The organism is Rhizobium deserti (genome assembly GCF_004358025.1).
GTDB lineage: Bacteria > Pseudomonadota > Alphaproteobacteria > Rhizobiales > Rhizobiaceae > Neorhizobium > Neorhizobium deserti.
On sequence record NZ_SMTL01000002.1, the window covers coordinates 538,931 to 565,830 of the forward strand.

26 protein-coding genes and 1 tRNA gene are annotated in these 26,900 nt (G+C 58.6%); 3 read left to right on the forward strand and 24 right to left on the reverse strand.

The annotated features are described in order from the left end of the window. Positions 1-23 precede the first annotated feature (23 nt). The 4 genes from E2F50_RS08970 to E2F50_RS08985 form a co-directional block, all read right to left on the reverse strand. Positions 24-581: a PIN domain-containing protein gene (locus E2F50_RS08970; RefSeq protein WP_133315795.1), complete on the reverse strand. Its 558-nt coding sequence runs from the start codon at positions 579-581 to the stop codon at positions 24-26. Next, entirely contained in the window at positions 578-1,321 is a 744-nt protein-coding gene (locus E2F50_RS08975; RefSeq protein WP_133315796.1) for a hypothetical protein, read from the reverse strand. The genes E2F50_RS08970 and E2F50_RS08975 overlap by 4 nt, the downstream gene beginning before the upstream one ends. A gap of 86 nt (positions 1,322-1,407) precedes the next feature. After that, on the reverse strand, positions 1,408-5,007 hold the full coding sequence (locus E2F50_RS08980) for a class I SAM-dependent DNA methyltransferase (RefSeq protein WP_245515346.1): 3,600 nt from the start codon (positions 5,005-5,007) through the stop codon (positions 1,408-1,410). A 145-nt stretch (positions 5,008-5,152) separates the two neighbouring features. Next, positions 5,153-5,848, reverse strand: coding sequence for a hypothetical protein (locus tag E2F50_RS08985; protein WP_133315797.1), 696 nt, complete (start codon positions 5,846-5,848; stop codon positions 5,153-5,155). Positions 5,849-5,977: 129 nt separating this feature from the next. Between E2F50_RS08985 and E2F50_RS08990 the strand changes: the two genes are divergently transcribed. Then, the gene (locus E2F50_RS08990) at positions 5,978-6,313 is read left to right on the forward strand and encodes a helix-turn-helix domain-containing protein (RefSeq protein WP_133315798.1); all 336 of its coding nucleotides are present in this window, start codon (positions 5,978-5,980) and stop codon (positions 6,311-6,313) included. On the opposite strand, the gene E2F50_RS08995 is transcribed toward E2F50_RS08990, so the two are convergent. The 11 genes from E2F50_RS08995 to E2F50_RS09045 all read right to left on the reverse strand — a co-directional run bounded on the left by E2F50_RS08995 (position 6,314) and on the right by E2F50_RS09045 (position 15,065). After that, on the reverse strand, positions 6,314-7,300 hold the full coding sequence (locus tag E2F50_RS08995) for a site-specific integrase (protein WP_202615432.1): 987 nt from the start codon (positions 7,298-7,300) through the stop codon (positions 6,314-6,316). It abuts the gene before it with no gap. Beyond that, entirely contained in the window at positions 7,290-8,381 is a 1,092-nt protein-coding gene (locus tag E2F50_RS09000; protein WP_133315799.1) for a hypothetical protein, read from the reverse strand. Before E2F50_RS09000 ends, E2F50_RS08995 begins: the two co-directional genes overlap by 11 nt. Positions 8,382-8,801: 420 nt before the next feature. Next, the gene (locus E2F50_RS09005) at positions 8,802-9,521 is read right to left on the reverse strand and encodes a hypothetical protein (protein WP_133315800.1); all 720 of its coding nucleotides are present in this window, start codon (positions 9,519-9,521) and stop codon (positions 8,802-8,804) included. A 301-nt stretch (positions 9,522-9,822) separates the two neighbouring features. Continuing rightward, positions 9,823-9,899, reverse strand: a tRNA-Pro gene (locus tag E2F50_RS09010). Positions 9,900-10,033: 134 nt separating this feature from the next. Further along, the gene (locus tag E2F50_RS09015; RefSeq protein ID WP_133315801.1) at positions 10,034-10,510 is read right to left on the reverse strand and encodes a BA14K family protein; all 477 of its coding nucleotides are present in this window, start codon (positions 10,508-10,510) and stop codon (positions 10,034-10,036) included. Between the two features lie 97 nt (positions 10,511-10,607). Beyond that, positions 10,608-11,144 (reverse strand): MerR family transcriptional regulator, encoded by a 537-nt coding sequence (locus E2F50_RS09020; RefSeq protein WP_133315802.1) that lies wholly within the window; start codon positions 11,142-11,144, stop codon positions 10,608-10,610. A 153-nt stretch (positions 11,145-11,297) separates the two neighbouring features. Further along, positions 11,298-11,636 carry an integration host factor subunit alpha gene (locus E2F50_RS09025; RefSeq protein WP_133315803.1) on the reverse strand — a complete coding sequence of 113 codons (339 nt, stop codon included), beginning with the start codon at positions 11,634-11,636 and terminating at the stop codon, positions 11,298-11,300. Between the two features lie 120 nt (positions 11,637-11,756). Next, positions 11,757-12,728: a beta-ketoacyl-ACP synthase III gene (locus E2F50_RS09030; RefSeq protein WP_133315804.1), complete on the reverse strand. Its 972-nt coding sequence runs from the start codon at positions 12,726-12,728 to the stop codon at positions 11,757-11,759. Positions 12,729-12,748: 20 nt separating this feature from the next. Continuing rightward, positions 12,749-13,795: a phosphate acyltransferase PlsX gene (gene plsX, locus E2F50_RS09035; RefSeq protein ID WP_133315805.1), complete on the reverse strand. Its 1,047-nt coding sequence runs from the start codon at positions 13,793-13,795 to the stop codon at positions 12,749-12,751. Positions 13,796-13,940: 145 nt separating this feature from the next. Further along, positions 13,941-14,507, reverse strand: coding sequence for a YceD family protein (locus tag E2F50_RS09040; RefSeq protein ID WP_133315806.1), 567 nt, complete (start codon positions 14,505-14,507; stop codon positions 13,941-13,943). Between the two features lie 21 nt (positions 14,508-14,528). Further along, entirely contained in the window at positions 14,529-15,065 is a 537-nt protein-coding gene (locus E2F50_RS09045) for a ubiquinol-cytochrome C chaperone family protein (protein WP_133315807.1), read from the reverse strand. Positions 15,066-15,301: 236 nt separating this feature from the next. Here E2F50_RS09045 and E2F50_RS09050 point away from each other — a divergent pair, with 236 nt between their 5' ends. Further along, positions 15,302-15,826 carry an outer membrane protein assembly factor BamE gene (locus tag E2F50_RS09050; RefSeq protein WP_133316385.1) on the forward strand — a complete coding sequence of 175 codons (525 nt, stop codon included), beginning with the start codon at positions 15,302-15,304 and terminating at the stop codon, positions 15,824-15,826. A gap of 73 nt (positions 15,827-15,899) precedes the next feature. On the opposite strand, the gene E2F50_RS09055 is transcribed toward E2F50_RS09050, so the two are convergent. The 4 genes from E2F50_RS09055 to ribH all read right to left on the reverse strand — a co-directional run bounded on the left by E2F50_RS09055 (position 15,900) and on the right by ribH (position 20,377). After that, positions 15,900-18,041, reverse strand: coding sequence for a sodium-translocating pyrophosphatase (locus tag E2F50_RS09055; protein ID WP_133315808.1), 2,142 nt, complete (start codon positions 18,039-18,041; stop codon positions 15,900-15,902). 155 nt (positions 18,042-18,196) lie between these two features. Then, positions 18,197-19,420, reverse strand: coding sequence for an MFS transporter (locus E2F50_RS09060; protein WP_133315809.1), 1,224 nt, complete (start codon positions 19,418-19,420; stop codon positions 18,197-18,199). A 14-nt stretch (positions 19,421-19,434) separates the two neighbouring features. Beyond that, positions 19,435-19,914, reverse strand: coding sequence for a transcription antitermination factor NusB (gene nusB / locus E2F50_RS09065; RefSeq protein WP_133315810.1), 480 nt, complete (start codon positions 19,912-19,914; stop codon positions 19,435-19,437). Between the two features lie 4 nt (positions 19,915-19,918). Further along, a complete protein-coding gene (gene ribH, locus E2F50_RS09070; RefSeq protein ID WP_133315811.1) occupies positions 19,919-20,377 on the reverse strand; it encodes a 6,7-dimethyl-8-ribityllumazine synthase in 459 nt (152 codons plus the stop codon). Between the two features lie 333 nt (positions 20,378-20,710). On the opposite strand from ribH, the gene E2F50_RS09075 reads away from it, so the two are divergent. After that, positions 20,711-21,874 carry a GAF and HD-GYP domain-containing protein gene (locus E2F50_RS09075; RefSeq protein WP_210234587.1) on the forward strand — a complete coding sequence of 388 codons (1,164 nt, stop codon included), beginning with the start codon at positions 20,711-20,713 and terminating at the stop codon, positions 21,872-21,874. Here the strand turns inward: E2F50_RS09075 and E2F50_RS09080 are convergent. The 5 genes from E2F50_RS09080 to E2F50_RS09100 form a co-directional block, all read right to left on the reverse strand. Next, positions 21,838-22,449: a riboflavin synthase gene (locus E2F50_RS09080; protein ID WP_133315813.1), complete on the reverse strand. Its 612-nt coding sequence runs from the start codon at positions 22,447-22,449 to the stop codon at positions 21,838-21,840. The genes E2F50_RS09075 and E2F50_RS09080 overlap by 37 nt on opposite strands. Continuing rightward, positions 22,449-23,555, reverse strand: coding sequence for a bifunctional diaminohydroxyphosphoribosylaminopyrimidine deaminase/5-amino-6-(5-phosphoribosylamino)uracil reductase RibD (gene ribD, locus E2F50_RS09085; protein WP_133315814.1), 1,107 nt, complete (start codon positions 23,553-23,555; stop codon positions 22,449-22,451). Before ribD ends, E2F50_RS09080 begins: the two co-directional genes overlap by 1 nt. A 2-nt stretch (positions 23,556-23,557) precedes the next feature. Next, complete coding sequence (gene nrdR, locus E2F50_RS09090) at positions 23,558-24,037, reverse strand: transcriptional regulator NrdR (RefSeq protein ID WP_133315815.1); 480 nt, start codon at positions 24,035-24,037, stop codon at positions 23,558-23,560. 15 nt (positions 24,038-24,052) lie between these two features. Then, the gene (gene glyA / locus E2F50_RS09095) at positions 24,053-25,342 is read right to left on the reverse strand and encodes a serine hydroxymethyltransferase (RefSeq protein ID WP_133315816.1); all 1,290 of its coding nucleotides are present in this window, start codon (positions 25,340-25,342) and stop codon (positions 24,053-24,055) included. A gap of 165 nt (positions 25,343-25,507) precedes the next feature. Further along, positions 25,508-26,833: a L,D-transpeptidase family protein gene (locus E2F50_RS09100; RefSeq protein ID WP_133315817.1), complete on the reverse strand. Its 1,326-nt coding sequence runs from the start codon at positions 26,831-26,833 to the stop codon at positions 25,508-25,510. Between the last annotated feature and the right edge of the window lie 67 nt (positions 26,834-26,900).

The window sequence follows — 26,900 nt, forward strand, 5'->3', positions numbered from 1 at the left end:
CAGGTTCCAGGCGGGATCGAAAACTAATCGTTTTCCTCTTGATCCCATTCCTCAGCTAGATCTCCGCGAAAATTGAAAGACGTCTGGCTACTCTCAGGGGGCAACGGCAAGTCTTCAATGCCTAGCACGTCGAATTTTAAGGCTGCGGCTTTTTTGATGTCTCCGTCGTCCGAATAGATGATTGCAGCCCCTTCGACAGCGGCTATTGCCATTATTTGATCGTCGAACTTTGCCTTTGCTCTTGATATTGCCTCGAATTTCTTCCCGGTCCGCTGCCGCTCAATTTGCATCGCGGCATACTCCACAGCGGCACGTTCGTCGAAGGCCGAGATCCGGAAATGTCGGCTTCTCTTGATAACTGACAACCGCTCTGGCGCTCCATCCTGAGCCCTGACAAGGCTTTCTGCCAGTGAGGGAGTGGGTATGATGATCTTCGCCTTTTCACGTTGGAGCATTGCAATCAGATACTCGACGCGCTCCCGGCAACGTTCTACCTGCTGGCCAGTTGCCTTGCTGGTCGGCGCGTTGGCATTTTCATCAAAGAGATAAACTAGGATATTGGCGTCGAAGGCAACGATCAATTTGCGTCCCCGCCACCGTGACGATCCTCAAGGAGTGCGCGAACAGGATCGGGAACCTCACCCCAGGTGCTTCCTTTGATCTTGCGCAACGAAGATACCACGTCTTCCAGCGGGTCGTCGTCCAAAACTTCGAAGTCAGTAATCTTGAAGCTCTTTAAAACCCAGCTACCATTGGGCTCACGATACCACGTCCCGCTGCCGTAAACACGCAAAGTTGAGCCGAGCAAATGCTGGGCGATTTTACGTGCGAGATCAGGTTTTGCGTTGAGGCCGCTGTGAATGACGGCACCATCGCGTAGGTGAACCGGGATAGTTTCATCCTTACCACCGACGCGGATCACTTGCCCTTCAAAGCTACCTTCCTGCCGTATCGGGCCAAAGAGCAGCGGGTCCGGTCGGGTGCGGCCGGGAAACGGCAGAATAATACCGCCATCGTTCGTACTCAGCTCACCGGTTGCGTTATCCCTACGCAGCATCTCATCAAGAGCGTCGAATGCTTTTAAGGCATCGCCGGCAGCTTCCCCACGTCGAAGGCTCTTAACCCTGTCTCGCACTTTCGGCTGCGCAGGCTCATCCACCGCAGCGACCAAAATCGCAGAACCTGTCTCGATACCTTGGAAATGAACACTGTTAGTTTCACCAAGCAAGCGCGCATACGCAGCCATATATTCCGCGAGCCGGTCCATTGGCAGCGTTTCAGGTGTGAAGCTATTCGCTATCCGAAACTTGTACTCGTTCATTCTAATCATGCCTCAAGCAGATCGGCATAAATCGGCTGCCTAGGAGAGGATTACCATTGAGAGTTCCTGAAACCAAACCGTACTTTTCATCGCGGCAAAAAATAGCGCCGCTGGCCTTCAACATCGCCGGTCCGCGCCATGCCCGTCGCGACCAGTGTTTCGAGAACCTCCGCGACACGGCCTTTACGTTTTTCTGTATTCCTACCATCGAATACACTAGCGATGGCGTCCGGAGGCGTCGGAGCGGGAGCCTTAGCTAGAAGATCGCGCACCAGCCTTATCTGCTCAAGTCCGTCGGAGGGCCATCTAAGGCGCTCTCCATTGCTAGGCAGTTGAACATCCAGCATCCCGACATGCTCGTCGTCCGACGATGCTTTGCCCCCGAGCTTCGGTATTTGATAATCGGGTCTGAGCCAGCGAACGACGCCTCGTTTTTCCTCCGCTGCGCGTTCCCGATTGAGGGCGACGAGGCGGGTCAACAACTCCTGTTCTGCTTGTTCCTGCGTCTCTTCCTTATGCGGCGACGGCACAGTCGCACCTGGCTTGCCGACAAGCTCTGGTATCAGGTCCTCGCAACCATAGGCGCTGAGTACAGCGCGATCAATGTTGTCGTGAATATCCTTCAGCACCGAAATAAGACCTGCCTGATGTAAATCTCGTTCGACGTCTGTCAGCGGAGGCACATCGCATCCGTTATCAAGCTCACGTATGCGTTCCAAGACGTTATACATGCTCGTCATGGTCAAAAAGGGATGCTCTGCAAGCCGCTGCCGACGGAACGCATGTAAGCCCTCACCAAGCTCACGAAGCCGCTCTCGCTGCGCGAAAAGAGGATGAGAAGGCATAAGCTTGGGGTCAACGGACAGGGGAAAAGGGAAGCGATCGAAAACCAAAGAGTTCTGATACCGAGGATCGTTGCCGGCTCCCATTCGTCCTCCTAAACGCAAAGCCCAAACACAATGGAGGCGTGAATGCAGAACAGCAGAGTTCGCAGGCTCGCCTAGGGCAATTGCAATTACCGAGCCGTCCACAAGCACGTCAGGCCATGTAACCGGCACAAAGTATCGGTGCTTTGAGACCTCGACAGTCGCCAAATACCTCGTCTGCCCTTGAAGCGCATCCCGTAGTTCGGGCCTCGGCTCCCCAAACAACCACCATCGATTTCGATGAGAAGCGCGTCTTACCTCGTCCTTATGTGGCTTCACATGATCAAGCAAATGTTGATAGGCTGCGGGTGCTGTCTCGCGAGCTGCACTCTCCGACAGTCCGAAAAAGTCGATCACGTAGTTCGGTTCCGCACCATCCTTGATCTGGTCGCCGCCAATATACTTTCTCAGTACTGGAAGCTCTCCACGATAAGTACGTAGCAGGCTGTGAGCCTCCGCAATTTGGAAATTGTCGTGACCAAGCTTGCATCCCTGGAACGACAGCTGAGAGTTAGCTAGCAGTTCCTTAGCATCCGTTGCATCGATACCGGTGGTCAGATCTGAATTGATTGTCCCAGTGCGCGTTTCCAAGTCCACACTAGGAGCCTCCCCGCGCTTGTTCCGCTTTTCTGATTTTACCAAGCTCAGCACGCTTGGTGGTCCAGCAGCGCCAGCCACTGTGAATGCCACTCGAACCGCCGCCGTGTCGGCGTCATTGAACCAGGGATGATTGGGCACTGCGAAGAGGATGCCAAATTTTCCTGAGGCCGTTAGATCTTTTAAAACCTTCCTATTGGAAACCTGCGCTATCGTCTTCGTCGTCACGAAGCCAAATCGTCTGATTGCTCCCTCTTGCAGCAGATTTGCAGCTTTGGCCCACCAATACGTCACAAAGTCATAAGAGTTCGGCATATCAGCATATGCCGCATAAAGAGCATCTACATAGCCATTGCCTAGACGGCGGCGTAGAAGTTTGTTGCCGATGAAAGGAGGGTTGCCGACTATGAACTCAACCTCTGGCCAGGCCGCCGATGTAGGATTGCGATATCTGTAAGTTTCCATTCTCGCTGTTTGATCAGGAACAAGCTGCCCTGTAACCGGCGAGGACACGTGGCTGGTTCCGTCCCAGATCCTTATGGGTTCACCTGATCCATCTCGATCGACTTCGCGGGCCTGATAGGCAATTACAGCATCCTGCTGTACTATTGTTCCGTATGCATGAAGGACGGGATCTGTTATCGAGGTAAGGCCTGACGTTCGAAGCTGCCATTTCAGATAACCAATCCACAGGACGAGGTCTGCAATGGGCACGGCTCGTGGGTTTAGTTCTAGGCCATAGAACTGCCGCGGACTAACAGTCTCTCCTTCCATCGCAAAACGACGCTGATCCTCACCAAGATCATCTAATGCCTCTAGAACCTCACCTTCGAGGCGCTTCATCAACTCGAGGCTGACGTAGAGGAAGTTGCCAGTTCCACACGCAGGATCAAGCACTCGAGTGGTACAAAGCTTGTGATGATACGCTTTGGCTGCCGCAAGAGCCCCAACATTATCCCCTTTGTCTCGCAGCTCCTTTACCTGTCCCTGTACTAGTTCCCAATCCGCGCGCAACGGCTCAATGATGGTTGGTATAACGAGACGTTCGACATACGTCCGAGGGGTATAGTGGGCACCAAGTTTTGACCTCTCGCGCGGATTAAGCGCCCTTTCAAGGAGGGTGCCGAATATCGCAGGCTCTACCTGTGACCAGTTTTTCCCGGCCGCAACCCACAACTCGACAATGTCCTCACGATCGAGCGGGAGCGCGGCCCGTTTTTTAAACAATCCGCCATTGAACCTTCTCATTACCGCATTTAGGTTCGGCGCGTAGTGGCCAAGATCCATGGCTTCCCAGAGACTTTCCAGCGCAGGAACAAAATTCTCAGGTGTATCCTTCATTTTGCCGAGGAGCTTGTGGAACCCTTTCTCAGGAATAAGCTCTACATCCTCGGCAAACATCGTGAACAGACACCTCATCAAGAACTCTGCCACGTCCTTTGCGTCGTATCTTCCCTCCAGGCGCTTAGCGATTTTGGCAAGCCGCTCAGCGATATCCTTCGTCACTTCTGCCGAAATCCGGGTCGGGTCTAGCAACGATGGATTGTCCCAGATCGCTTTAAGTCGAGCCTGAACTTTAGGGTCGCGCAAATCATCCGAACCTATTCGGTAGCTCTGTCTGTCAGGGAAATGCGCATAGTTCTTCCCCTGCCCCGAGAAATCCGCATAGACCTCTATCACATGACCGACATCGACTACGAGCAGGAAGGGCGGGTAGCCGTGCTCAACCGGAAGCGCCCGCGCATAGTCTTCCGCCTGCTTCCTAGCAGCAAGCATCACATGATCCCAGCTTCGTGTCCCTCGTTTAGCTTGACCCAGCTTGCGTTGAGCAGCATCTTCAGGGATCAGGAGCATCTGCTCAGGAGTTACTTTTACGGCCGTGCGTTTGCCGGATTGCTTGGCTTCAAGAATGAAGCAGTTTCGCTTGTAGCAATCTATCCTACCCGCTGTCCTGGTCCCATCGGCATGCTTGAAGTCAACGCGACGTTCAAAAACATAATCATTCAGATTGTTCTGCTCTTGCGCCATCTGAGGGCGAGGGAGCCCCAGCGCCTCACACAGCCCGATTACAAAAAGCTGGTAGTTCGCAAGCTCTGAACCGCCAGAGGCAGAGCCAGTAGAAATCAGCTCCTCCAGTTTTTGTGTATCAACCTGACCAGTCATGAACGCCGTGCACCGAAGGGTAAGAGATCCTCGCTGCTGTACTGTCAGGAAAATGCCCTCACATCCCGTTAACATGAGCTGAGCAATATTGAGTGCCGATAAGTAAGGATTATGGCGAGTTAGATGGCGTCTCTTGGATCATTGCCTACTGGTAATAACGATGACCAAACCAGGCCTCAATTCCTACTTCGGGGTTGTTCGACGGAGCATATAGGGTTTTGCGTGAGCCGTCCGGAAGGGCCAGGCGCATAGTGATGATCTCCAGCCCCTTGTATGGAGTTGTTATCCATTCTGCCACAGTGCCCGTAGCTATAAGCTCGCAGCCTGGCATTGCGTTCAGCCAGCGACGATCGGCTGAGCGGAGCGCATCAAGCGCCTCTTTGACCTGATATGGATTGGCGCACGCCGGCGCTTCTTTGCGCGCGATTATTAACGGGTATCCTGCGCTAGTGAGCACCGCGCCTTCCAAAGGCCAGCCGCTTCTTTCATTGAAGTCCTCGCGTAACTTGATGTCGCGCCCCCCGAGCGCCGGCTCAATGTAACGCGTGGCAGTAGTCGGCAGCTCGGACCAAGCTCCACCGCTGGCAGAATAGGTCGGAGCAGTTGTGCCGGACCGAAAGTTAAGCCAGGCCACTGTAACGACCGCAACCGTTACGACTGGAACGACAACGAGGAGGGAAACAGCGACATATATCCACCCCGCCCTGGACGAATTTTTCCGTGGTAAACCCTCTGGGCGCGTAGCTCGTTCGCTTGGAGTGGAACCCCCAGTTGCTTTTCTCTGAACCCGAAGTTCGTGCAACTGTCCATCATAGCCGTTGTTTCCCATTGGATCGGTCATTCCATTTTCCGGCTAAAGCGAAGCTGATTACTAGCTGATAGTAATCCAATTACTAGTCAAAGGAAGTATGTAAACACGCTACGTCGCGTTTTGCGATAGGTCCGCTACCCCATCGTTCACGGAGGTCCCATGAACGATTTGAACCGGCGCTTCGGTAATCTGGTGGCAGCACATCGCAGGAAGAACGGCTTGAGCCAATTTCAGCTGGCCGAGCAGGCAGGCATCAGTAAAGACATGGTCTCGAAGATCGAGATAGGAGCGTCCGGCGCCAGCTTTCGCGTGATTGAAAAGCTTGCAACGGCGCTGCGAATTGATCCCGCCGAGCTCTTTACCCCGAACTTGCGGCCCGAAGCGAAGTCCAGGGCTTATTCAGATTTAACAGCTCGTTTGGCGGGATTTTCTGAGGCTGATTTGCTTTGGGCCAGGGAAGTCCTTGAAGCAGCGTTGAACCGCGACAAGCGATAATCAAAGTATTGCCGCTACCGCATTATCTCTGAAAATGTCAGCCTTCCGGATATAGCGCTCCAGCATTGCATCGCTCGCATGACCAGTCTGCTGTCGAATAGAATAACTACTGACACCCGCGATTGCCGCACTGGTCGCGAAGCCCGCCCGGAGAGAGTGGCCCGAGAAGAGGCTAGCATCCTGGCCAGTCTTGCCGATACGTTCCTTGACAATTAGCGACACTGCCTCGCCAGACATCCGCTCCAGCACATGACCGTGCCTGTTTAACGAGCAAAAGATCGGGCCACTCGAAATGCTGGCTACATGAAGCCATTCCTCCAGCGCCCTGACGGGGCACCACCGCCCCCGGCCAAACGGGACCCCGATTTTACGACCTCTACTTTCTTGGTCAGTTTTGCTTCTACGCAATGTGATGACGATGCCTTGCCTAACATGCTCGATGTCCTCCACGTTAAGACCGACTAGCTCGGAGCGACGAAAGCCGCCCGAGAAGCCAATCAGCAACAACGCCCTGTCTCTTACATCTCTCAAACGGCTCCCGGTGCCGTCGAGGATATCGAACAAGTCTTCCTTCAACAGCGGCTTGGCCTCCCGCTGTTTAATACCAAGAGTGCGGCGGATGCCTCGCATTGTGGCGCGCACTAATTCCGACCGCACCGGGTTCGAAACGCCGAGAGCAGCATGGGCTTTCGACAGAGCGGCAAGCCTGCGAGAGATCGTTGCAGCTTTTGCGACTTTCGACTGAACTGCCAAGTACTCAGCAATCATCCGATCTGTGGCTGGGATGGTTCCGCCCCAAGCCTCGAAATGCGCCAAATCAGATGCATAGGCGCGGCGGGTCGCCTCGGAGAGAGAAGAAGAGACAAGCTGATGGACGTCCTCAGGCAGGTCACTGCATTGCATTTGAACAGTGGGCGTACTGATCTCATGGCCAGTGAAATTGATTTCACTGGCCATGACCGGGGGAACTTTGAGATCAAAGTGCATTCTGGCGCTCCTGGTCCAAAAGCTTCATATCCTGCCGAAGCATTGAAAGGGCTTCAGTCGCGTTGTCGACCCCGCATCCATTCGCCTCAACTTCCATAATGTTGCGCAGGGATTGCCCAGCGTGCCATTGCAACCGTTGCCTGAGAAGGCCACCTTCACTCCGGAAAAGTAGACCACCGAGAAATCTAAGCCTCTGCCGTGGTGGTACATTCTTTTCGATGAACCGGGTTATGGCTACGTCCCGATACAGAAACCGACGCAATGCTTCCCTGCCCTCCCGAGTATACTGGTCCAATGCCCAGATAGGCACCACCCCCACCATGTGCGTTGCAGCGATATCATCATCCTGTCCATAGGCCTCGGAGCCTCCAGGAAACGTCGGAGACACGAAAGACATAAGAGCGGAGAGCGGTTCTCGCACCCGGTTAAACCCGGTCCGGGCGAGCTCCAAGACGCAGTGTGGATAGCCTGCATCGAGCATGTGCTGGAAGACATACGTTGGTTCCCCCCGACGCCCCGTTAGCCCTTCTGGCCGCCAGCGGTCGGTGCCGAGTGCATAGCAGACAGCTATGGCACGGGGGATCAGGTCAGCGCCGCCGCTGGCGTATTGCATCAGATCCGGTGTATCCTCGTATGGTAGTGATAGACGCTCCGCCGCGTAGGCCGGGTGGACTTGCAGAGCCATCAGCAGATCGTCTGCCGCTCGGCATTTGCGGGTTGATGCCAGCCGTTTCACCAGGAAAGATGCAACGGCCCAGTCCCCACCGAGGGAGCGGCGAAACAGCTTGCCTGCCATAGCGCCGTTCACAAGCGCAACGGCGTCCAAATCACCCAAACCGATGTCCTCATAAGCTGCGCAGATTAGACGGCGCCAGAGGCGCTCGGGATCTACATAAAGAAGGGTTGCAGCGGCTTGTAGGGCGAAGCGCACCTCGTTCCGCCGGATACTCTTCTGCAAGAGCGACATTGCGAGCCATGGTGAGATCGGCAGCGGCGCGACCTCTGATGTCCCTGGGCGCCTGTCCATCATTTCTTGCGCCAACTGCGCGTTACACTGCTTCTGAATTGCTTTCGGGTCCATGAACTAGCCGCCTCCTTGCGTGTGCTTTAGGAGGCCCAGGACTAGGTACCCAATAGAGACGATGACCTATGACCGGGTCATGTAAAGGGTGATAGCGGTCTTCCCGCCAAAAAAGACATTTGGCAACGAGGTTGTCCAAAATCCCAGTGACGACAGTCGCGATACCTACTGGTTTGCTTGGACAAAGCATCAAGGCAGCTGTGTCCCTGTAAAAGTCGCGGGACATGCCCTCTCGCGGAACCTACAGGAGATGGGAGGCTAGGGGCGCAGCCCTTAGTCTTCCCGAAATATTCGAAATTTGATTGCAACTGCGTGAGGATGAGGCCGAGCCGAGATCCTCACCCGTTATTCTCATGTGAGCGAATATATATGTCCCCTGGATTGAATGAGAAAAACGGTGAATATCCCGTATTATTATTGTCAGTGGACATAGATGCATTCGCTCAATTGGCGAAGTTCCGGGGAGAGGTTATTGGCCTTAGACTGTTGCTCCATCACGTACAACTCAAGGGCTGGTTTGTAGAACTCGCGCAAAACTGAGATGCTCGGGAAGGTGAAGAACTTCTCGACGCCATTTCCCCGCGTCCAGATCTCTACCTTAACTCCAGCCATGAAGCTCTGCCAGTCTCTGAGCACAAGCTTGAAGATCTCCACTTGATGCCCCTCCGGCCAGAGCTCTGCTAGATTGCGGAAGCAGCCCCAGGCATGGTTTAGTTCCTTATGATGAAGGAGACGCTTAAGCTGCTTAACTTCCTTTTCGATCCCGTTCAGCTTGTCATCATTGGCGGTCAGCTCATCACGCTGCGCGATGATCATAGCTAGTCGATAGCTTAGCCACTCCCGCCAAATCTTCTTCATGATGTTGCCTACATGCTCAGGTGTTTTCGTGGCAACGACCTCGCCCGGGACCGCAACACGAAGCAAAGAATAGTTGGTGCCATCGATGCGTGCCTGCTGCCGCCTGAACGGGGGCTGGCTGATAATCCGCCGCAACGTTGCTAGAGAGATGTTAAGCTTCTTGCAAACTTCTGGCTGCGCTATCATCGCCCACGTGAAGCCGCCCCGCTGGTGAGGGTTGGTGGCGATAAGGCCAGCTATTAGCTCCATGAGAGCCTCTGTGTGCTTCGATTGATTTTTCACGGATCTACCTCCGGCATTATTCTTCAAAATAAAGGCGACGAGACCGTATGGGCGGGGAAAAAGCTAGTCACTCTCCTCGGACCGGAGCTCAAGCTGGGCCCCGAGGTTTTGTCATGGGGCACCATCGGAGCGTAGAATGTCAAACGGTCGGAAACCTTATGTAAAACTGCTAAAATCCAGTCGTGGGAATAGTCGTGGGATGTCAGGAGACATTTGGGGGATTTGTGTCCCCTTCGTTCTCTTCTCGACCAGAGGGTCGTTGGGGGAGAGAACGGAAAACCCTTGCGTATCAAGGATTTTTTGGTCGGGGCGGCCGGATTTGAACCGACGACCCCTTGACCCCCAGTCAAGTGCGCTACCGGGCTGCGCTACGCCCCGACCAGCTTCGTGAGAAGCATGCTTTCCATAATCACATGGCCGCGGCGGCGCAAGGAAAAAATCGGGCGTCAACCTGCAGATCGAAATTGCGAGTGGGGCCGCATCCCGGGACCGGGATGCGGCAGGCTTATGGCTCAATAGGGCGATACGCACTGGCGGCGTGGGCCGTAATTGGGCTGGAAGGTATTGTCATAGGCCCGGTAGGACCGGTAGCGGCTTGCGCAATACTGGACATGTGAATTGCCACCGACATAGCGTCGCTGAGGCGTCACATATCGGGGTTGCGCCAAAGCGCCACCGATAATCGCACCTGCGGCCAGACCGCCGATGATCGCACCGGCATTGGAACCGCGGTGGTGGCGGTAGTAGCGGCCGCGGTCGTAACGGTTGCCATAGTAACGGCCACGGTAGCCATCGTGGCGGTCACGGCCCCAGCGACCACGGTCTCCGTTCCAGCGGCGGTCATGGCGCCAATACTGCACCTGCTGCAGTTCCGCGGCCGGTTGGGCAGCCTCGACCTTCACTGCATTTGCGACAGGAAAGGCTTGGGCAGGCAAGGCGCCGGTGAACGCCGTCATCAGCGACACGGCGATGATTGCCAGTTTCTTCATTTTTGTCTCCTTCGGTGTTTCCAGAGGAGTAAATGTTCTACCCGTCGATCTGAACCATTGCTGAACGGTCAAATTTCGGTGAACGGCATGATCCGCCTTAGCGAACCTGATCGAGAAGCCGCTTGCATTCGAGCAGGTCGAACAGCGCCTCCTGCAGCAGGGCGCGATCCTCCTTTCCGACGCTTGACTTGCCGATCGATACTTCCGGCACCTCGTCCTCGCCGACACCGCCGAAGCCGAAGAAGCGGCCGCTCGGCTTGACTTTGGGACGGCCGACGATCTGATCTTCCTCGGCGGTCGCCACCTTCGGCTCAACCTGCTTTTCGCCATTGGCCGCCATAATGGCTTCCATGGTCGCCATATCACCTGATGCGATCGCCGCCACGAACTTGTTGCCGTTCGTCTTCAGGAGCTTCTGGACGCCCTTGATCGTGTAGCCGTGGTCGTAAAGCAGGTGGCGGATGCCCTTAAGCAAGTCCACATCCTCGGGGCGGTAATAGCGCCGCCCGCCGCCACGCTTCATCGGCTTGATCTGCAGAAAGCGGGTTTCCCAAAACCGCAGGACGTGCTGCGGCAGGTCAAGATCGTCTGCGACCTCGCTGATCGTACGAAAGGCGTCCGGGCTCTTGTCCAAGTTCAGGTCTCCAGGCAGCGAACCACCATTAGCGCACACGCAGCTTCAGCCTTGATGGCCAGCACGATCATGTGAGCGAATCGCACATATCTCAACGGTTTGCATCGCGAGATTCAAGTATGTTCACAGGATTGGAGGCAAGTGCCGCGAAGATCAGCTGACCGGGCTGGCGACCTTCTGCTTGGCCTTGCGGGTCGTATGCGACTTGAGAATGCGCTGCTTCAGCACGTTGGACGCCTTGAAGGTCATCACCCGGCGCGGCGAGATCGGCACTTCCTCGCCCGTCTTGGGATTGCGGCCGATACGCTCGTTCTTGGCCCGCACCTGAAATGTCGCGAAAGAGGAAAGCTTCACCACTTCGCCACGGACAATGGCATTGCAGATTTCGTCGATCACCGTTTCGACAAGCTCGGCCGACTCGGTCCGGGAAAGCCCGACCTTGCGAAATACCGATTCCGCCAGATCCGCCCGCGTCACTGTCTTTCCGGCCATGATCCCCGCCCGATTTTCAAATTGATCTTATCAAAGCCGAGAGAGAGTATTTTGCTTGAGCGCAAGGGTCAAGCGCCTGTCTCAGGTAGGTTATTTCCGTTTTGGGTAAGAGGTGTCCTGTTACCAGCGGACCATTAGCGCGCCCCAGGTGAAGCCGCCGCCCATGGCTTCCAGCATGACGAGATCGCCTTTCTTGATGCGACCGTCGGCACAGGCGACAGAGAGCGCCAGCGGGATCGATGCAGCGGATGTATTGCCGTGCATATCCACCGTCACCACGACTTTCTCGGACGGGATGCCGAGCTTCTTGGCCGAGCCGTCGATGATGCGGCGATTGGCCTGGTGCGGCACCAGCCAATCGAGATCCTCGGCCGTGGTGCCGGTTGCCGCAAAGGCGCCCTCGATGACGTCTGTGATCATCGCCACGGCGTGCTTGAAGACCTCGCGCCCTTCCATCCGCAGATGGCCGACGGTGCCGGTGGTCGACGGTCCGCCATCGACATAAAGCTTGTCCTTGTGCGAGCCGTCCGAGCGCAGATGGGAAGTGAGGACACCGCGGTCGGCAATCGTGCCCTCCCCTTCGGCAGCTTCGATCACCAATGCGCCGGCGCCGTCGCCAAACAGGACGCAGGTGGTGCGATCGTTCCAGTCGAGGATGCGCGAAAAGGTCTCGGCTCCGATCACCAAGGCGCGTTTCGCCATTCCGCCGCGGATGTGGAGATCGGCCGTCGCCATGGCATAAACGAAGCCGGTACAAACGGCCTGCATGTCGAAGGCATAGCCATGCGTCATGCCGAGCCTGTTCTGGATTTCGACGGCCGTGGCCGGAAAGGTATTGTTGGGTGTCGAGGTCGCCACCAGAACGAGGTCGATGTCGTCCGGCGTCAGGCCGGCATTGTCGAGCGCGGCGCGGGCCGCCTGCTCACCCAGGGACGCGGTGGTCTCACCTTCACCGGCAATGTATCGCTGGCGGATGCCGGTGCGCTGGACGATCCACTCGTCGGATGTCTCGACGGTTTCTTCCAACTCGCGGTTCGTCACGACCCGCTTGGGCAAAGCGGCACCGTAACCGCGAACAACTGAACGGATCATTGTCAATTTCTATCCTGTGCTCATGCCGCTTCAGGACCAGCCGACGGCTGGCGCTTGGCATGATAGATTTTCAAGTCTTGCGCGATCTTGGCATTGAGATCGTTGCGGGCCATGTCGTAGCCGACGTCGATTGCCGCGGCAAAGCCCTCGGCCGTCGTGCCGCCATGGCTCTTGATGACGATGCCGTTCAAGCCGAGGAAGACGCCGCCATTCACCTTGTTGGGGTCCATCTTCTCGCGCAGCCGGTCAAAAGCCGGCTTGGCCAGCAGATAGCCGATCTTGGCAAGCAGGGTGCGCGACATGGCTTCACGCAGAAGGGTCGAAATCTGCCGGGCCGTTCCTTCCGCTGTCTTCAAGGCAATATTGCCGGTAAAGCCTTCGGTCACCACCACATCGACGGTGCCGCGGCCGATATCGTCTCCTTCGACGAAGCCGTGATAGGAGATCGTCGGCAGGTTGGCTTCGCGGATCAGGCGACCGGCCTCCTTGACCTCTTCCTGGCCCTTCACCTCCTCGACACCGACATTCAGCAGGCCGACCGTTGGCCGGTCCAGTTCGAAGAGCGAACGGGCCATGGCGCCGCCCATGATGGCGAAATCGAGCAACTGCTGGGCATCGGCGCCGATGGTCGCGCCGATGTCGAGGACGATGCTTTCGCCCTTCAGAGTGGGCCAGATGCCGGCAATTGCGGGCCGCTCGACATTGGCCATGGTGCGCAGACAGAATTTCGCCATTGCCATCAGGGCCCCGGTATTGCCGGCGGAAACCACGACATCGGCTTCGCCCACCTTCACGGCATCAATAGCGCGCCACATGGTGGACACGTAGCGACCGCGGCGCAGCGCAGCACTCGGCTTCTCGTCCATGCCGACGGCGAGTTCGCAGTCGTGGAAGACAGACCGGTCGCCCAGTTTGGGATATTTCGCAAGCAGCGGCTCGCACTGCGCCTTCAGGCCGAAAATAAGAAAGCTGGCGTCCGGATGGCGTTCCAAGGCTTTGGCGGCACCAGGAATGACGACCTCGGGACCAAAATCGCCACCCATGGCGTCAAGAGAAATTCTGATCACCCGTTCCTGATCCTTATCTTCCGCCGATCACAGAGCTCAAAGCGTGCCATGTTCCAGCTTTCGCGTCACAAGGCCCTGCTCATGCGGGGCCCAGCCGGCGAAATCGTGGCCAAAATATAGTTTTTGTTTCGGCTTACAACCGCTCTCAGTCCTTTTTCCAGTCTTTGAGGACTGCAAAGGGATTCGGACGGCCGCCCTTGTCGGCGGCGTCGCCTTCAATATGGTCGGCAAATTCGACGCCCGGCTTGCGGGGATAAGGATCGATGGCGAGCGCTGCAAATTCGCTGACCGCGAGGCCAGCATCGATCGTGTCGCCGGCAAACGTGTCCGGCAGATCGGGCCCATCCGGATCAATAAACAATTCGGCGCTTTCGCCGGTGACGACCTGCGCGAGCTTGGAGCCTTCGGGCACGAAGATCTGTTCGAACTGCTCGTCGATCTTCGAGCGGACCGGCTCCAGAGTCACGACGCAGGCTTGGGTGATCTCCGCCTGCACGCGGCCCTTGAAGCGGACGCCGTCCTTCTTCCAGCGGGCAATCTGCAGATCCGCCTTCAGCGATTCCACCGAAAGAACCTTCCAGACCTGCGCAAGATCCTGAAGTTCGCGATCATTGGCCTCCAGCCGCACCGTGACCGGGTTGGTGGAGACATGTCCCACTTTGACCGGATAGGAAAAAGCAGGCTTTTCGCCCGAAGCATCACTGTGTTTCATCAAACCTCACTCACCCGCAGGTTATTGGCCCGGCAAAGGAAGCAGGACCCGTCCGCGGGATATCTCATCTTCCGAAACGGCCGCCAAACCGGCCTCGGCCGCAATCATCCAGTCAGCAAGCGCCGTCATTTCGGGAGCATCTTGCTTCTGCGGATGGATGTTTCGCCTGAGCGCGCCTGCGAGCCCAAGACGATCCCTGGCTTCCAAGGCTGCCGCATAGCTTTCCAGTCGACCGTAAAACATGCCGGCCAGCTTCTTCATGCGCTTGGGCACGCCCTGGTCACCTATTCCCAGTTCCCGGATCGAATGATCGATGTCCTGGAAGAAGGCGTCGACGATTTCCTGCGCCAATTCCTGGCCGCTGACGCCAGAGCCTGCAGTTCGGCGGAAAAACAGGATCATGACGATCGACAGCATCTCGAATCGGCCCATGACCGTATCCGGCACATGCAGATCACTATAGAAGAAAGGAACCCGGGCAGCCGATGTCAAGGCCGTGTACTGCCTGTTGACGATGGTCTGGTTGCGGTTCTTCTTGCTGAACAAGCTGAAGATCATCAAATTTCCCGTCTTTAGCTTCCATGAATAGGACCTGCCGGCGCTTGGCCATGTTGCATGGAACCGAAAGCTGGTTTACCGAAGCAGACACGAATTGCAATGCCGTTCCGCCGACGCGCGCACGGGGATGATGGCTCTGGCGCTGGCTCGGTTATCACCCGTCCCTTCCCCGGAATAGCCACAATGGTATGAGCAGCAGAGTTCCCGGCGTCAGCCGGCGCGTTGATATGTGGGGGATGCCGTTGAACAAGCGGATTTTCGGGTACGAGATGAGAGCGTTGAACAAAACCGCGATGGCATTGCTTGTCGCATCTACAGCCGTCTCGGGCTGCACCTCCATGCAAATCGGCGATACGGTCTATAACGGCTACGTCGTCGACCAGCAGTCTCTCAATCTCATTCCGGTCGGATCGAGCCGCGAACAGGTTCTGCTGACCATGGGCACCCCGTCGACCACGGCGACCTTCGATTCCGAGGTCTTCTACTACATTTCGCAAAAGCGCCAGCGGGCAGCCGCGTTCATGAAGCCGCGCCTGGTGGACCAGAGCGTGCTCGCCGTCTATTTCGACAAGGACGGTGTCGTGGCGCGCCGGGCCAACTACACCATGCAGGACGGCAAGGTCTTCGACACGATCTCGCGCACGACGCCGACCGGCGGACGCGACCTGAGCTTCCTGCAGCAATTGCTGGCCGGCGGCACCGGTGCTGCAAGCAGCGGCGCCAATGCTGTCAAGAGCATGTTCCAGAGCATGGGCCAGTAAGCAGCCTGACTGGTCACAAAAAAACCCGCGGGAAGCAGCTTCCCGCGGGTTTTCTTTTGCCTTTGCGCGATGCTCAGCCCGCCAGGATGGCCAGCAGCAGCAGGGCAACGATATTGGTGATCTTGATCGCCGGGTTGACCGCCGGTCCCGCCGTGTCCTTGTAGGGATCGCCGACCGTATCGCCGGTCACGGAAGCTTTGTGGGCTTCCGACCCCTTCATGTGGCGCATGCCGTCCTTGTCGACAAAGCCGTCTTCGAAACTCTTCTTGGCATTGTCCCAGGCACCACCGCCGGACGTCATGGAAATCGCTACGAACAGGCCGTTGACGATCACGCCGAGTAGTGAAGCGCCGAGCGCCGCAAAGGCCGATGCCTTGTCGCCACCGGACACGAGCAGCACGCCGAAATAGACGATGAGCGGGGCCAGAACCGGCAAGAGCGACGGGATGATCATTTCCCGGATCGCCGCCCGGGTCAGGATGTCGACCGCACGCCCATAATCCGGACGCTCGGTGCCCTGCATGATGCCCGGCTTTTCCCGGAACTGCCGACGGACTTCCTCCACGATCGAGCCTGCAGCGCGTCCGACTGCCGTCATGGCGATGCCGCCGAACAGATAGGGAATGAGGCCGCCGAAGATGAGGCCCGCCACGACATAAGGGTTGGAGAGGTCGAAATTGATCTCACCAATGCCTTCGAAGTAAGGATACTGCGCGCTGTTGGCCGCGAAGTATTTGAGGTCGTTTGAATAGGCGGCAAACAGCACAAGCGCACCGAGGCCGGCGGAACCGATGGCATAGCCCTTGGTCACCGCCTTGGTGGTATTGCCGACGGCGTCCAGCGCATCGGTGGATTTGCGCACTTCCGGCGGAAGATGCGACATCTCGGCAATGCCGCCGGCATTGTCCGTCACCGGGCCGAAAGCATCGAGCGCAACGATCATGCCGGCAAGCCCGAGCATGGCCGTCACGGCAATGCCGGTGCCGAACAAGCCGCCGAGCTGGTAGGTGGCGATAATGCCGCCGACGATGACGATGGCCGGCAGGGCCGTCGATTCCAGCGATACCGCCAGCCCCTGGATCACGTTGGTGCCGTGGCCGGTAACCGAGGCTTGGGCAATGGAATTGACCGGACGCTTGTTGGTGCCCGTATAGTATTCGGTGATCACCACGATGAGGGCGGTGACCACGAGACCGAGAATGCCGCAGACGAACAGCTTGGTGCCGGTGATTTCCAGACCCTGTACCGTGCCGATCGTGCCCCAGCCGATAGTCATAGACGTCGCCAGGCCAAGGCCGACGATCGACAATAGACCGGTGACGATCAGGCCCTTGTAGAGGGCGCCCATGATCGATCCATTGGCGCCGAGTTTGACGAAGAATGTGCCGATGATCGAGGTGATGATGCAGGCGCCGCAGATGGCAAGCGGATAGATCATGGCGCTTTCCAGCACCGGTGCACCAGCAAAGAAGATGGCCGCAAGAACCATGGTGGCGACCACAGACACCGCATAGGTTTCGAAGAGGTCGGCCGCCATGCCGGCGCAATCGCCGACATTATCGCCGACATTGTCGGCAATGGTTGCCGGATTGCGCGGGTCGTCTTCGGGAATGCCGGCTTCGACCTTGCCGACGAGATCGCCTCCGACATCGGCGCCCTTGGTGAAGATGCCGCCGCCGAGGCGGGCGAAGATGGAGATGAGGGACGCACCGAAGCCAAGCGCCACAAGCGCATCGATGACCTCACGTGAGCCGCTGGCATGGCCGAGGCCGGATGTCAGGATCATGTAATAGATGGATACGCCCAGAAGCGCCAATCCGGCCACCAGCATGCCGGTGATCGCACCGGACTTGAAGGCAATGTCTAGGCCTGCTGCAAGGCTGTGCGACGCGGCCTGGGCTGTGCGAACATTGGCCCGCACCGACACATGCATGCCGATAAAGCCGGCGGCACCCGACAGAACGGCACCGATAATGAAGCCGAGGGCAGCGGTGCCCGAGAGCAGCAGCCAGACGGCGACGGCCACCACAACACCGACAATGGCAATGGTCATATACTGGCGCGTCAGATAGGCCTGCGCACCTTCGCGAATATATCCTGCGATCTCCTGCATACGCTGATTGCCCTGGTCGGCGGCAAGCACGGAACGCGTCGCCCACCCGGCATAGATGATCGACAGCAATCCGCAGACGATCACACCTAATATTACAGTCATGCGATTCTTCCTCTCCCTGATCGCCGGTCCAGCGCCAAGCCGTTCCGGCTGTGCAACCTGTGGCGACCGCCTCCCCTCCCAAGAAAGCAGTGTCGCCCAGCGGCGCGAGATTGCGGTGGAGAACAACCCGCGTCAAGCCCAGAAAAAACAAGAGTTCAGGCGGATTGCGCGGGGCGCTGCCGGAAGATCAGGGCGAGCAGAAGAATGAGGCAGACCAGCGTCACGGGCCAGATGACGAGGTTGATGAAGGACCAGCCCCAGGTGATGAAGACCTTGCCGGAGGAAAAGGAAGACAGAGCGACGGTGCCGAACAGGACGATATCGTGAAAGCCCTGGACCTTGTCTGCTTCCTGAGGGCGGTAGCTCGATGCGACGATCGCCGTGGAGCCGATAAAGCCGAAATTCCAGCCGACGCCGAGAAGCACGAGCGCCACCCAGAAATTCCAAAGCTCGACACCCATATGAGCGACGACGGCACAGGCCATCAACGTCAGGAGACCGGCGCCGACGACTTTTTCTGCGCCGAAGCGGGAGATCAGCATGCCGGTGAAAAAGCTCGGCCCGAACATGGCAAGCACATGCCATTGGATGCCGAGCGCTGCCATTTCGGTGGAAAAGCCGCAGCCGACGACCATGGTGAGCGGCGCGCCAGTCATCACGAAGGTCATCAGCGCATAGGTGCCGATGCCGCAGACCATGCCGGTCAGGAAGCGATGGGTGCGGACGATCTCCTTCAAGGGTCGGGCTGGTTCGGAGAAGCCTGCCGTGCCGCGAGGCGCCACCGGCGGCAGGAAGGCCAGGATGGCGATCGCCAGAACCGAGAGCGGCAGGATTGCGAGGAAGGCGCCGGCGAAGGTCACCGGCGCAAACAGATCCTTGGCCCAAATCGCAAGCTGCGGTCCGATTACGGCAGACACGACGCCGGCGCCAAGTATCCACGAAATCGCCCGGGGCTTGTAGGAGGATGGCGAAGCATCGGCCGCAGCAAAACGTATCTTCTGGGTGAAGCCGGCACCGGTTCCGATCAACAGAAGCGCGAAGGCAAAGATCCAGAAATCGCCGCGAAACAAGGCAATCGCCGCAAGCGCTCCGCCCGTTGCTCCGATAACAGCCCCCGCCATAAAGGCCGCCTTGCGGCCGAGGAACCGAGACAGGACAGCGATGATGACGGCGCCGCAGGCGGTGCCGATGTTGAAACCGGTGATCGGTGCGGTGGCAAGAGACTTGTCGTCGGCCAGAAGCTGGTAGCCTGCCAGCGAGCCGATGGAGATCGAAAGCGGGGCCGCCGCACCGAGAACAGCCTGTGCCCCGGCTAAGAGATAAACACTGCGGCGGACGGTGCGCATATCAGCCGCGGTACCGCTCGCAGTCCCCTCCATTGCCCCCTCTCCTGCTATTTCTTGGCTTCGCCGCGGATCTGCTTGGCGATGCGATCGAGAACCGCATTGACGATGCGCGGCTCTTCTTCGCCGAAGAAAGCATGGGCGATCTCGACATATTCAGTCACGATGACCGCGATGGGCACGTCCTTGCGCTCCAGAACCTCAAAAGTTCCGGCACGCAGGATAGCGCGCAGGGTGGAATCAAGGCGCGACAGCGGCCAGTCTTCCTGCAGCGAGGAGCGGATGATCGGATCGATCTTTGTTTGATCACGCACGACACCTGCGACGATCGACCGGAACCAGGAGGCGTCAGCCTTCAGGTAGGTGTCCCCGTCGACTTCCTGGCCAAGACGATGCGCCTCGTATTCGGCGACGACTTCAAGAACTCCGGTGCCGCCGATGTCCATCTGGTAAAGTGCCTGCACGGCAGCGAGACGCGCTGCACCACGCTGGTTTGCCGGCTTTACCGGCTGTTCGAAATCCTTGGCCATGGGATCAACCACCGTTCAGCTTTTCGCGCAGCTTGATCATGGTCAGTGCTGCACGGGCAGCAAAGCCGCCTTTGTCCTTGTCCGAACGGCGAGCCCGGGCCCAAGCCTGCTCGTCATTCTCGACCGTCAGAATGCCGTTGCCGATGGCAAGCGATTCCGATACGGCCAAATCCATCAGAGCCCGCGAGGACTCGTTGGCCACAATGTCGAAATGATAGGTTTCGCCGCGGATGACCATGCCGAGCGCTACGAAGCCATCATAGGACGTGCCGCCGCCTTCGGCCGCATCCAAAGCCATGGCGATGGCGGGCGGAACTTCCAGCGCGCCGGGAACAGTCACCACATCATAGGTGGCGCCGGCTTCCTGAAGGGCAGCGGTCGCGCCTTCCAGAAGAGCGTCCGCCATGTCGTCGTAGAAGCGGGCCTCGACGATCAGGATATGGGGTGAGGGTTCGCGCGGCATGGGTTTCACCTTCGTTGGGATCGACGTTGACATCGGACCGGTTTCGCCAAGGCCTCCGTAAACAGGCCGCGGTCAAAACACGACGCGCCCGGAATGGCAAGCGGTTTTGCAGGAGTGCTGCGATGCAGCGAGCGAATAACGGCATTGAAAATTGGTAGAGAACGCGTTGAGGCACCCTCCGGCGAGCGACCTCCATTGAGCCTAAAGCAAATGTGCGAGCGAGTATCAAATTTTCAGCTTCTCCTTTGCGTTTTATTAGAACAACTATATATACCCTTCATCCGGGAAAAGCAGAGAGACGCTGTGGTAATGACAACCTCGACAACTGATAGCATGGAAGATCTCATCCTGCGGATGTCGATGGCGCGCAACATGGACGAGATCATTGCAGCCGTCCGTCACTCCGCGCGTGGCCTGATCGGATCAGATGGGATCACCTTCGTTCTTCGGGATCAGGACAGCTGCTATTATGCCGATGAGGACGCGATCGGGCCGCTTTGGAAAGGTCAGCGCTTTCCTATCAATGCCTGCATTTCCGGCTGGGCCATGCGCCATGGCGAAACTGTCGTCATCGAGGACATCTATCGCGACAGCCGTGTGCCGATCGACGCTTACAGCAACACCTTCGTCAAAAGCCTCGTCATGGTTCCCGTGCGCCAGGACGATCCGGTCGGCGCGATCGGAGGATACTGGGCAAAAGCATCCAGACCCACCGAAGAGAGCATCGAGCGCCTCCAGCGCGTGGCCAACACGGCGGCCGTCGCCATGACCAATGTGGCGCTGATCAATTCGCTGGCGGCGGCCAAGGAAGAAGCGGCCCGGGCGCGCGACGCGATGATCCTCGCCATGGCTTCGCTTGCCGAAACGCGCGATCACGAGACCGGCAACCATATCCGCCGCACCCAGCATTATGTGCGCGCGCTGGCCGAGGCGATGAAAGAACAGGAGCCTTATTCCAGGGAACTCTCGGATGAACTAGTGGATCTGCTTTATAAGTCGGCTCCCCTGCACGACATCGGCAAGGTCGGCATACCCGACAGCATTCTCCTGAAGCCAGGCAAGCTGGAGCCGGAAGAATTCGAAGTGATGAAGAGCCATGCCGCACTCGGCCAGGCCGCCATCGCCACGGCGGAACGCTATATGGGCTCGACCACGCCCTTCCTCAGCCTGGCGAAGGAAATCGCCTATACCCATCACGAGAAGTGGAACGGAAGCGGCTATCCCCAAGGGCTGAAGGGCGAAGAAATCCCGATCGGCGGCCGCATCATGGCGATTGCTGACGTGTATGACGCCCTCGTTTCCGAGCGCATCTACAAGCCGGCGATGCCGCACGAGCAGGCAGTCGACATAATCCTCAAGGACAGCGGCCAGCATTTCGACCCCGGCCTTGTCCAGGTCTTTACCCGCATTGCCCCGCAGTTTGCAGAGATCCACCGTCGGTTTGGCGATGCAGGCGGGGATCAGTCCTTCGGGAATTCCGCAAGCCGCGCCGCATAGCGGGCCATCGTATCAACTTCGAAATTAACGAAGTCGCCGGCCTGTCGCTCCCCCCATGTAGTTACGCCGAGCGTGTGACGGATCAGCAGGATGTCGAATTCGTCACCCTTGACTGCGTTCACCGTCAGTGATGTGCCATCCAGGGCAACCGAGCCTTTCGGCGCCACGAAACGGGCAAGATCGGCGGGCGCTCTCAGGGTGATCCGCACCGCTTCGCCTTCCGACTCGACCGCAAGGATTTCCGCCTTGCCGTCCACATGGCCCGACACGATATGGCCGCCAAGTTCGTCGCCGATCTTGAGGGCGCGCTCCAGGTTGACCTTTGTCCCCTCGCCCCAGGATGAAATCGTCGTCAGCCGCAGCGCCTCTTCCCAGGCCTCGACTTCGAACCACCGCTCGTTGCTGTCTCCGTCCGGAAGATGGGTGACAGTCAGGCAGACGCCGGCATGGGCGATCGAGGCGCCGATATCGATCGTGCGCGGATCATAGTTGGTGGCAATCCGCAGCCGGACGCCCTCATCGAGAGGAGCGATTGCGGAAACGCTGCCGACATCGGTGACAATTCCGGTGAACATCAGGACGACCTTTCAAATTCAAAACAGTGATCCGGACCGAAAGCCTCTGCGCGGATCATGCGATAGTCCTGTGGCATGTCGGTGGGGCTGAGCGGCGATTCAAGCCCACCCTCCCCGATCGTCGCCGGTCCTTGGGAAAGGATGACCCGATCGGCAAGGCCGGCATGGAAGAAGGCCGCTGCAACATTGGCGCCGCCTTCGACGAAGAGCGAGGAAATGCCGCGATCGGCCAGAACCCGAAGAAGCTCGGCCAGATCCGACACGTCAAGAATTTCCACACCGGAATCCGACAAAGCCCGACGCCGGGCCTCCCGTGGGTCTTCGGTTGTCGCGGACAACGGGTCCAGGGACGTTGCGCGCGACGTTACGACGATTACCGGCACGTCATGCACCGAGCGCACGAGGTTGGAAGTAAGCGGCAGCTCCAGGCGGCGATCGAGAATGATCCGAATGGGGGACAGCTGCTTCATGCCGGGAAGCCGGACGTTGAGCTCCGGGTCATCGGCCATGACCGTACCGATGCCGACAAGGATTGCGTCACTTTCGGCGCGAAGCACATGCACCTGCGCCCGCGCCAGCGGACCGGTGATCAAAACCTCCTCGCCGCGCCGCCCCAGCATGCCGTCCGCCGACAAGGCGAGCTTGAGCGTGACATGAGGGCGCTGTTTGGTTTTGCGCATCAGGTAGCCGGCAAGCATCCGCCGCCCCTCTTCCGCCAAAACCCCTGTGTCGACGGCGATCCCTGCATCGCGTAAGATGGAAAGTCCGCGTCCGGATACCCGCGCATCGGGATCGGTCAGGCAGACGACGACCCGGGCAATGCCTGCGTCCACCAGCGCATTGGCGCAAGGAGGTGTCTTGCCGTAGTGGGAACAGGGTTCCAGCGTCACATAGGCAGTGGCGCCGGGCGCCTCTTCGCCCGCGAAGTCAAGCGCCTGGGTTTCGGCATGCGGCCTACCACAGATCGCCGTGACGGCAGCCCCGAGGATCTTGCCATCCTTCACGACAAGGCAGCCGACCGACGGATTTGCGCCGGTGGCACCGGAATGCCAGCGCGACAGGCGCAGCGCCGCGCCCATGAACCGCCGATCTTCGGCAGCCGACATGCTCAGCTCTCCGCGCCGGGATCGCGTGCGATCTTGGCGTTGATCTCCTGGATCACCTTTTCGAAATCCTCCGCGTGGGAGAAGTCCCGGTAGACCGAGGCGTAGCGTACGAAGGCGACGTCATCGAGGCTCTTCAAAGCCTCGAGCACCTGCAGACCGATCCCTTCGGACGAGATCTCCGTCTCGCCGGAGCTTTCAAGCCGACGGACGATACCCGAGACCGCGCGTTCGATGCGATCATTGTCGACCGGCCGCTTGCGCAGCGCGATCTGAAACGAACGGACGAGCTTGTTGCGGTCGAACGGCACCTTGCGGCCGGTCTTCTTCAAGACCATCAGCTCGCGCAGCTGCACCCGCTCGAACGTGGTGAAACGGCCACCGCAATCCGGGCAGATGCGCCGCCGGCGGATGGAGGTGTAATCCTCCGCCGGCCGCGAGTCCTTGACCTGCGTATCTTCCGAACCGCAATAGGGGCAGCGCATCCGCTTTCCTCGATCTTACATGTAGGGATACATGGGGAAGCGATCGGTCAGAGCAACGACCTTGCTGCGCACGCCCGCTTCCACAGCCGCATTGCCCTCGTCGGAATTGGCAACCTTCAAGCCGTCGAGAACTTCGACGATCAGGTTGCCGATGTCACGGAACTCGGCCTCCTTGAAGCCGCGGGTCGTGCCGGCCGGGGTGCCGAGACGAACGCCGGAGGTGACGAAAGGCTTTTCCGGATCGAAGGGGATGCCGTTCTTGTTGCAGGTCACATAGGCGCGGCCGAGTGCGGCCTCGGCGCGCTTGCCCGTCGCGTTCTTCTTACGAAGATCGACGAGCATGAGGTGGTTGTCGGTACCGCCCGAGACGATGTCGAGGCCGCCAGCCACCAGGGTTTCCGACAGCGCCTTGGCATTCTTGACGATCTGCGCCGCGTAGTCCTGGAAGTCGGGCTGCAGAGCCTCACCCAGCGCCACGGCCTTGGCGGCGATGACATGCATCAGCGGACCACCCTGCAGGCCAGGGAATACGGCCGAATTGAACTTCTTTGCCAGATCCTCGTCATTGGTGAGGATCATGCCGCCGCGCGGGCCGCGTAGCGACTTATGGGTCGTGGTGGTGGCGACATGGCAATGCGGGAATGGCGACGGATGCTGGTTGCCGGCCACCAGGCCGGCGATATGGGCCATGTCGACCATCAGATAGGCGCCGACCTCGTCGGCGATCTCGCGAAAACGCTTCCAATCCCAGATGCGCGAATAGGCGGTGCCGCCGGCGATGATCAGCTTCGGCTTATGCGTGCGCGCCTTCTCGGCCACCGCGTCCATGTCGAGAAGATGGTCCTCTTCGCGCACACCGTAGGAAACAACGTTGAACCACTTGCCGGACATGTTGACGGGGGAGCCGTGGGTGAGATGCCCGCCGGAATTGAGGTCGAGACCCATGAAGGTGTCGCCCGGCTGCAGCAGCGCCAGGAAGACGGCCTGGTTCATCTGGCTGCCGGAATTCGGCTGCACGTTGACGAAGTTGACGCCGAACAGTTTCTTGGCGCGCTTGATGGCCAATTCCTCGGCAATATCGACGAATTGGCAACCGCCGTAATAGCGCTTGCCCGGATAGCCTTCGGCATATTTGTTCGTCATGATCGAGCCCTGCGCTTCGAGCACGGCGCGCGACACGATGTTTTCGGAGGCGATCAGCTCGATCTCATGACGCTGGCGACCGAGTTCCTTCTCGATCGCGCCAAAGATTTCCGGATCGGATTCGGCCAGCGGACGGGAGAAGAAGGCGTCGGTAGTCGACATGTACGAAGCTCCTCAAGGGATGTTCAGGCGATGTCTGGCGTCTTAGCTGTCCGGCCGCGGTAGGGCAATACGGGGAACGACATTTGCGCGTCCAGCCACGGATGCTCGCGAAAAAGCCGCACCCTTTGGAGGCGCGGCTTTTGCTTTCCAAATGTACGCGGCAGCTTATTGCGGCAGCAGGTCCTCATCGGGCGCGCCAGCCGGGCGCTCGACACCGGTCGTGGTCTGCAGCGCCAGTTCCTGGTTGCCGTCGCGCTCGTAGATATCGTCGCGGAACTGTACGACGCGGTCCTTGGCCGACCAGGCGGTGATATAAACGATATAGACCGGAACTTCCTGGGCCAGCTTGATCGGCGTGTTCTGACGGGCGGCGATGACCCGCTCGATTTCCTGGCGCGACCAACCGGCGGTATCGCGCAGCAGCCACGACGTCAGGTCGCGAACGTTCTGGATGCGCATGCAGCCGGACGATTCGAACCGCATCAGCTTGTTGAACAGGCCCTGCTGGGGCGTGTCGTGCATGTATTCGTTGTTCGGATTGTGGAAGTTGATCTTGGTCGATGCCATGGCGTTGATCTTGCCCGGATCCTGACGGAACATCAGGTTCGGTGCCTTGGGTGCGAACCAGTCCACGGTCTCGGGCGCCACTTCCTGGCCGCGGCCGTCGATCAGACGGATGTTGTTGCGCGTCAGATAAGTGGGGTCCTTGCGCATCAGCGGCACGATGTCCTTTTCGACGATCGAACGCGGCGCGGTCCAGTAGGGATTGAGGATGACTTCGTAGATCTTCGAGTTGATCGCATGGGTCGGGCGGTCGATCCGGCCAACCACGGCATTGGTGCGCAATGCGACACGGTCGTTTTCAACGGCTTCGACATAGGCTGCCGGAATGTTGACCATGACATAACGGGAGCCGAGGTCGCCAGACATCGACTGCAGCCTGACCTGGTTGGTCTCGAGCTGGCGCAGCCGCACGTCGGCGGGAATATTCATAGCCTTAAGCGTGTATTCGCCCATCTTGCCATCGGACGGCAGGCCATGCCGCGCCTGGAACCGCTTGACCCCTGAATCGACATAGGAGTCGAATGAACTCGACATGCCGGCCGAAGCCTCAAGGTCGCCGGAGATCATCAGGCGCTTGCGGAGCGCTTGAACGGACGGGTCGACCACGCCGAGCTGCAGGCGGGTGGATGCATTGACTTCCGGCCAGCCGCCGCCGGAAACGATCCGCTGGTAGTCCATAATGGCTTGCTGAATATTGGCCGGACCCGCCGGGCCGAGCACCGGATTGTTGGACACCACGCCGACGGCTGAACGCGTAACCTTGGCGTCGAACTGGTCATCCCAGGTGCCGCGGCGCGGGGCGTTGATCAGATCGTCGATTGGCGCCTGCGCCAATGCCGGTGCCGCCAGAACTGCGGCGCCCGCTGAAACCGCCGAACGCAGAAGCGCACGGCGTGAAAGAACTTCTGACCCGATCTTATTCGACATCAATCCTACCCATCTGATCCCACGGCTCAAATCTACGGCTATAGGAACACGGTTAAAAAAAGCGCAT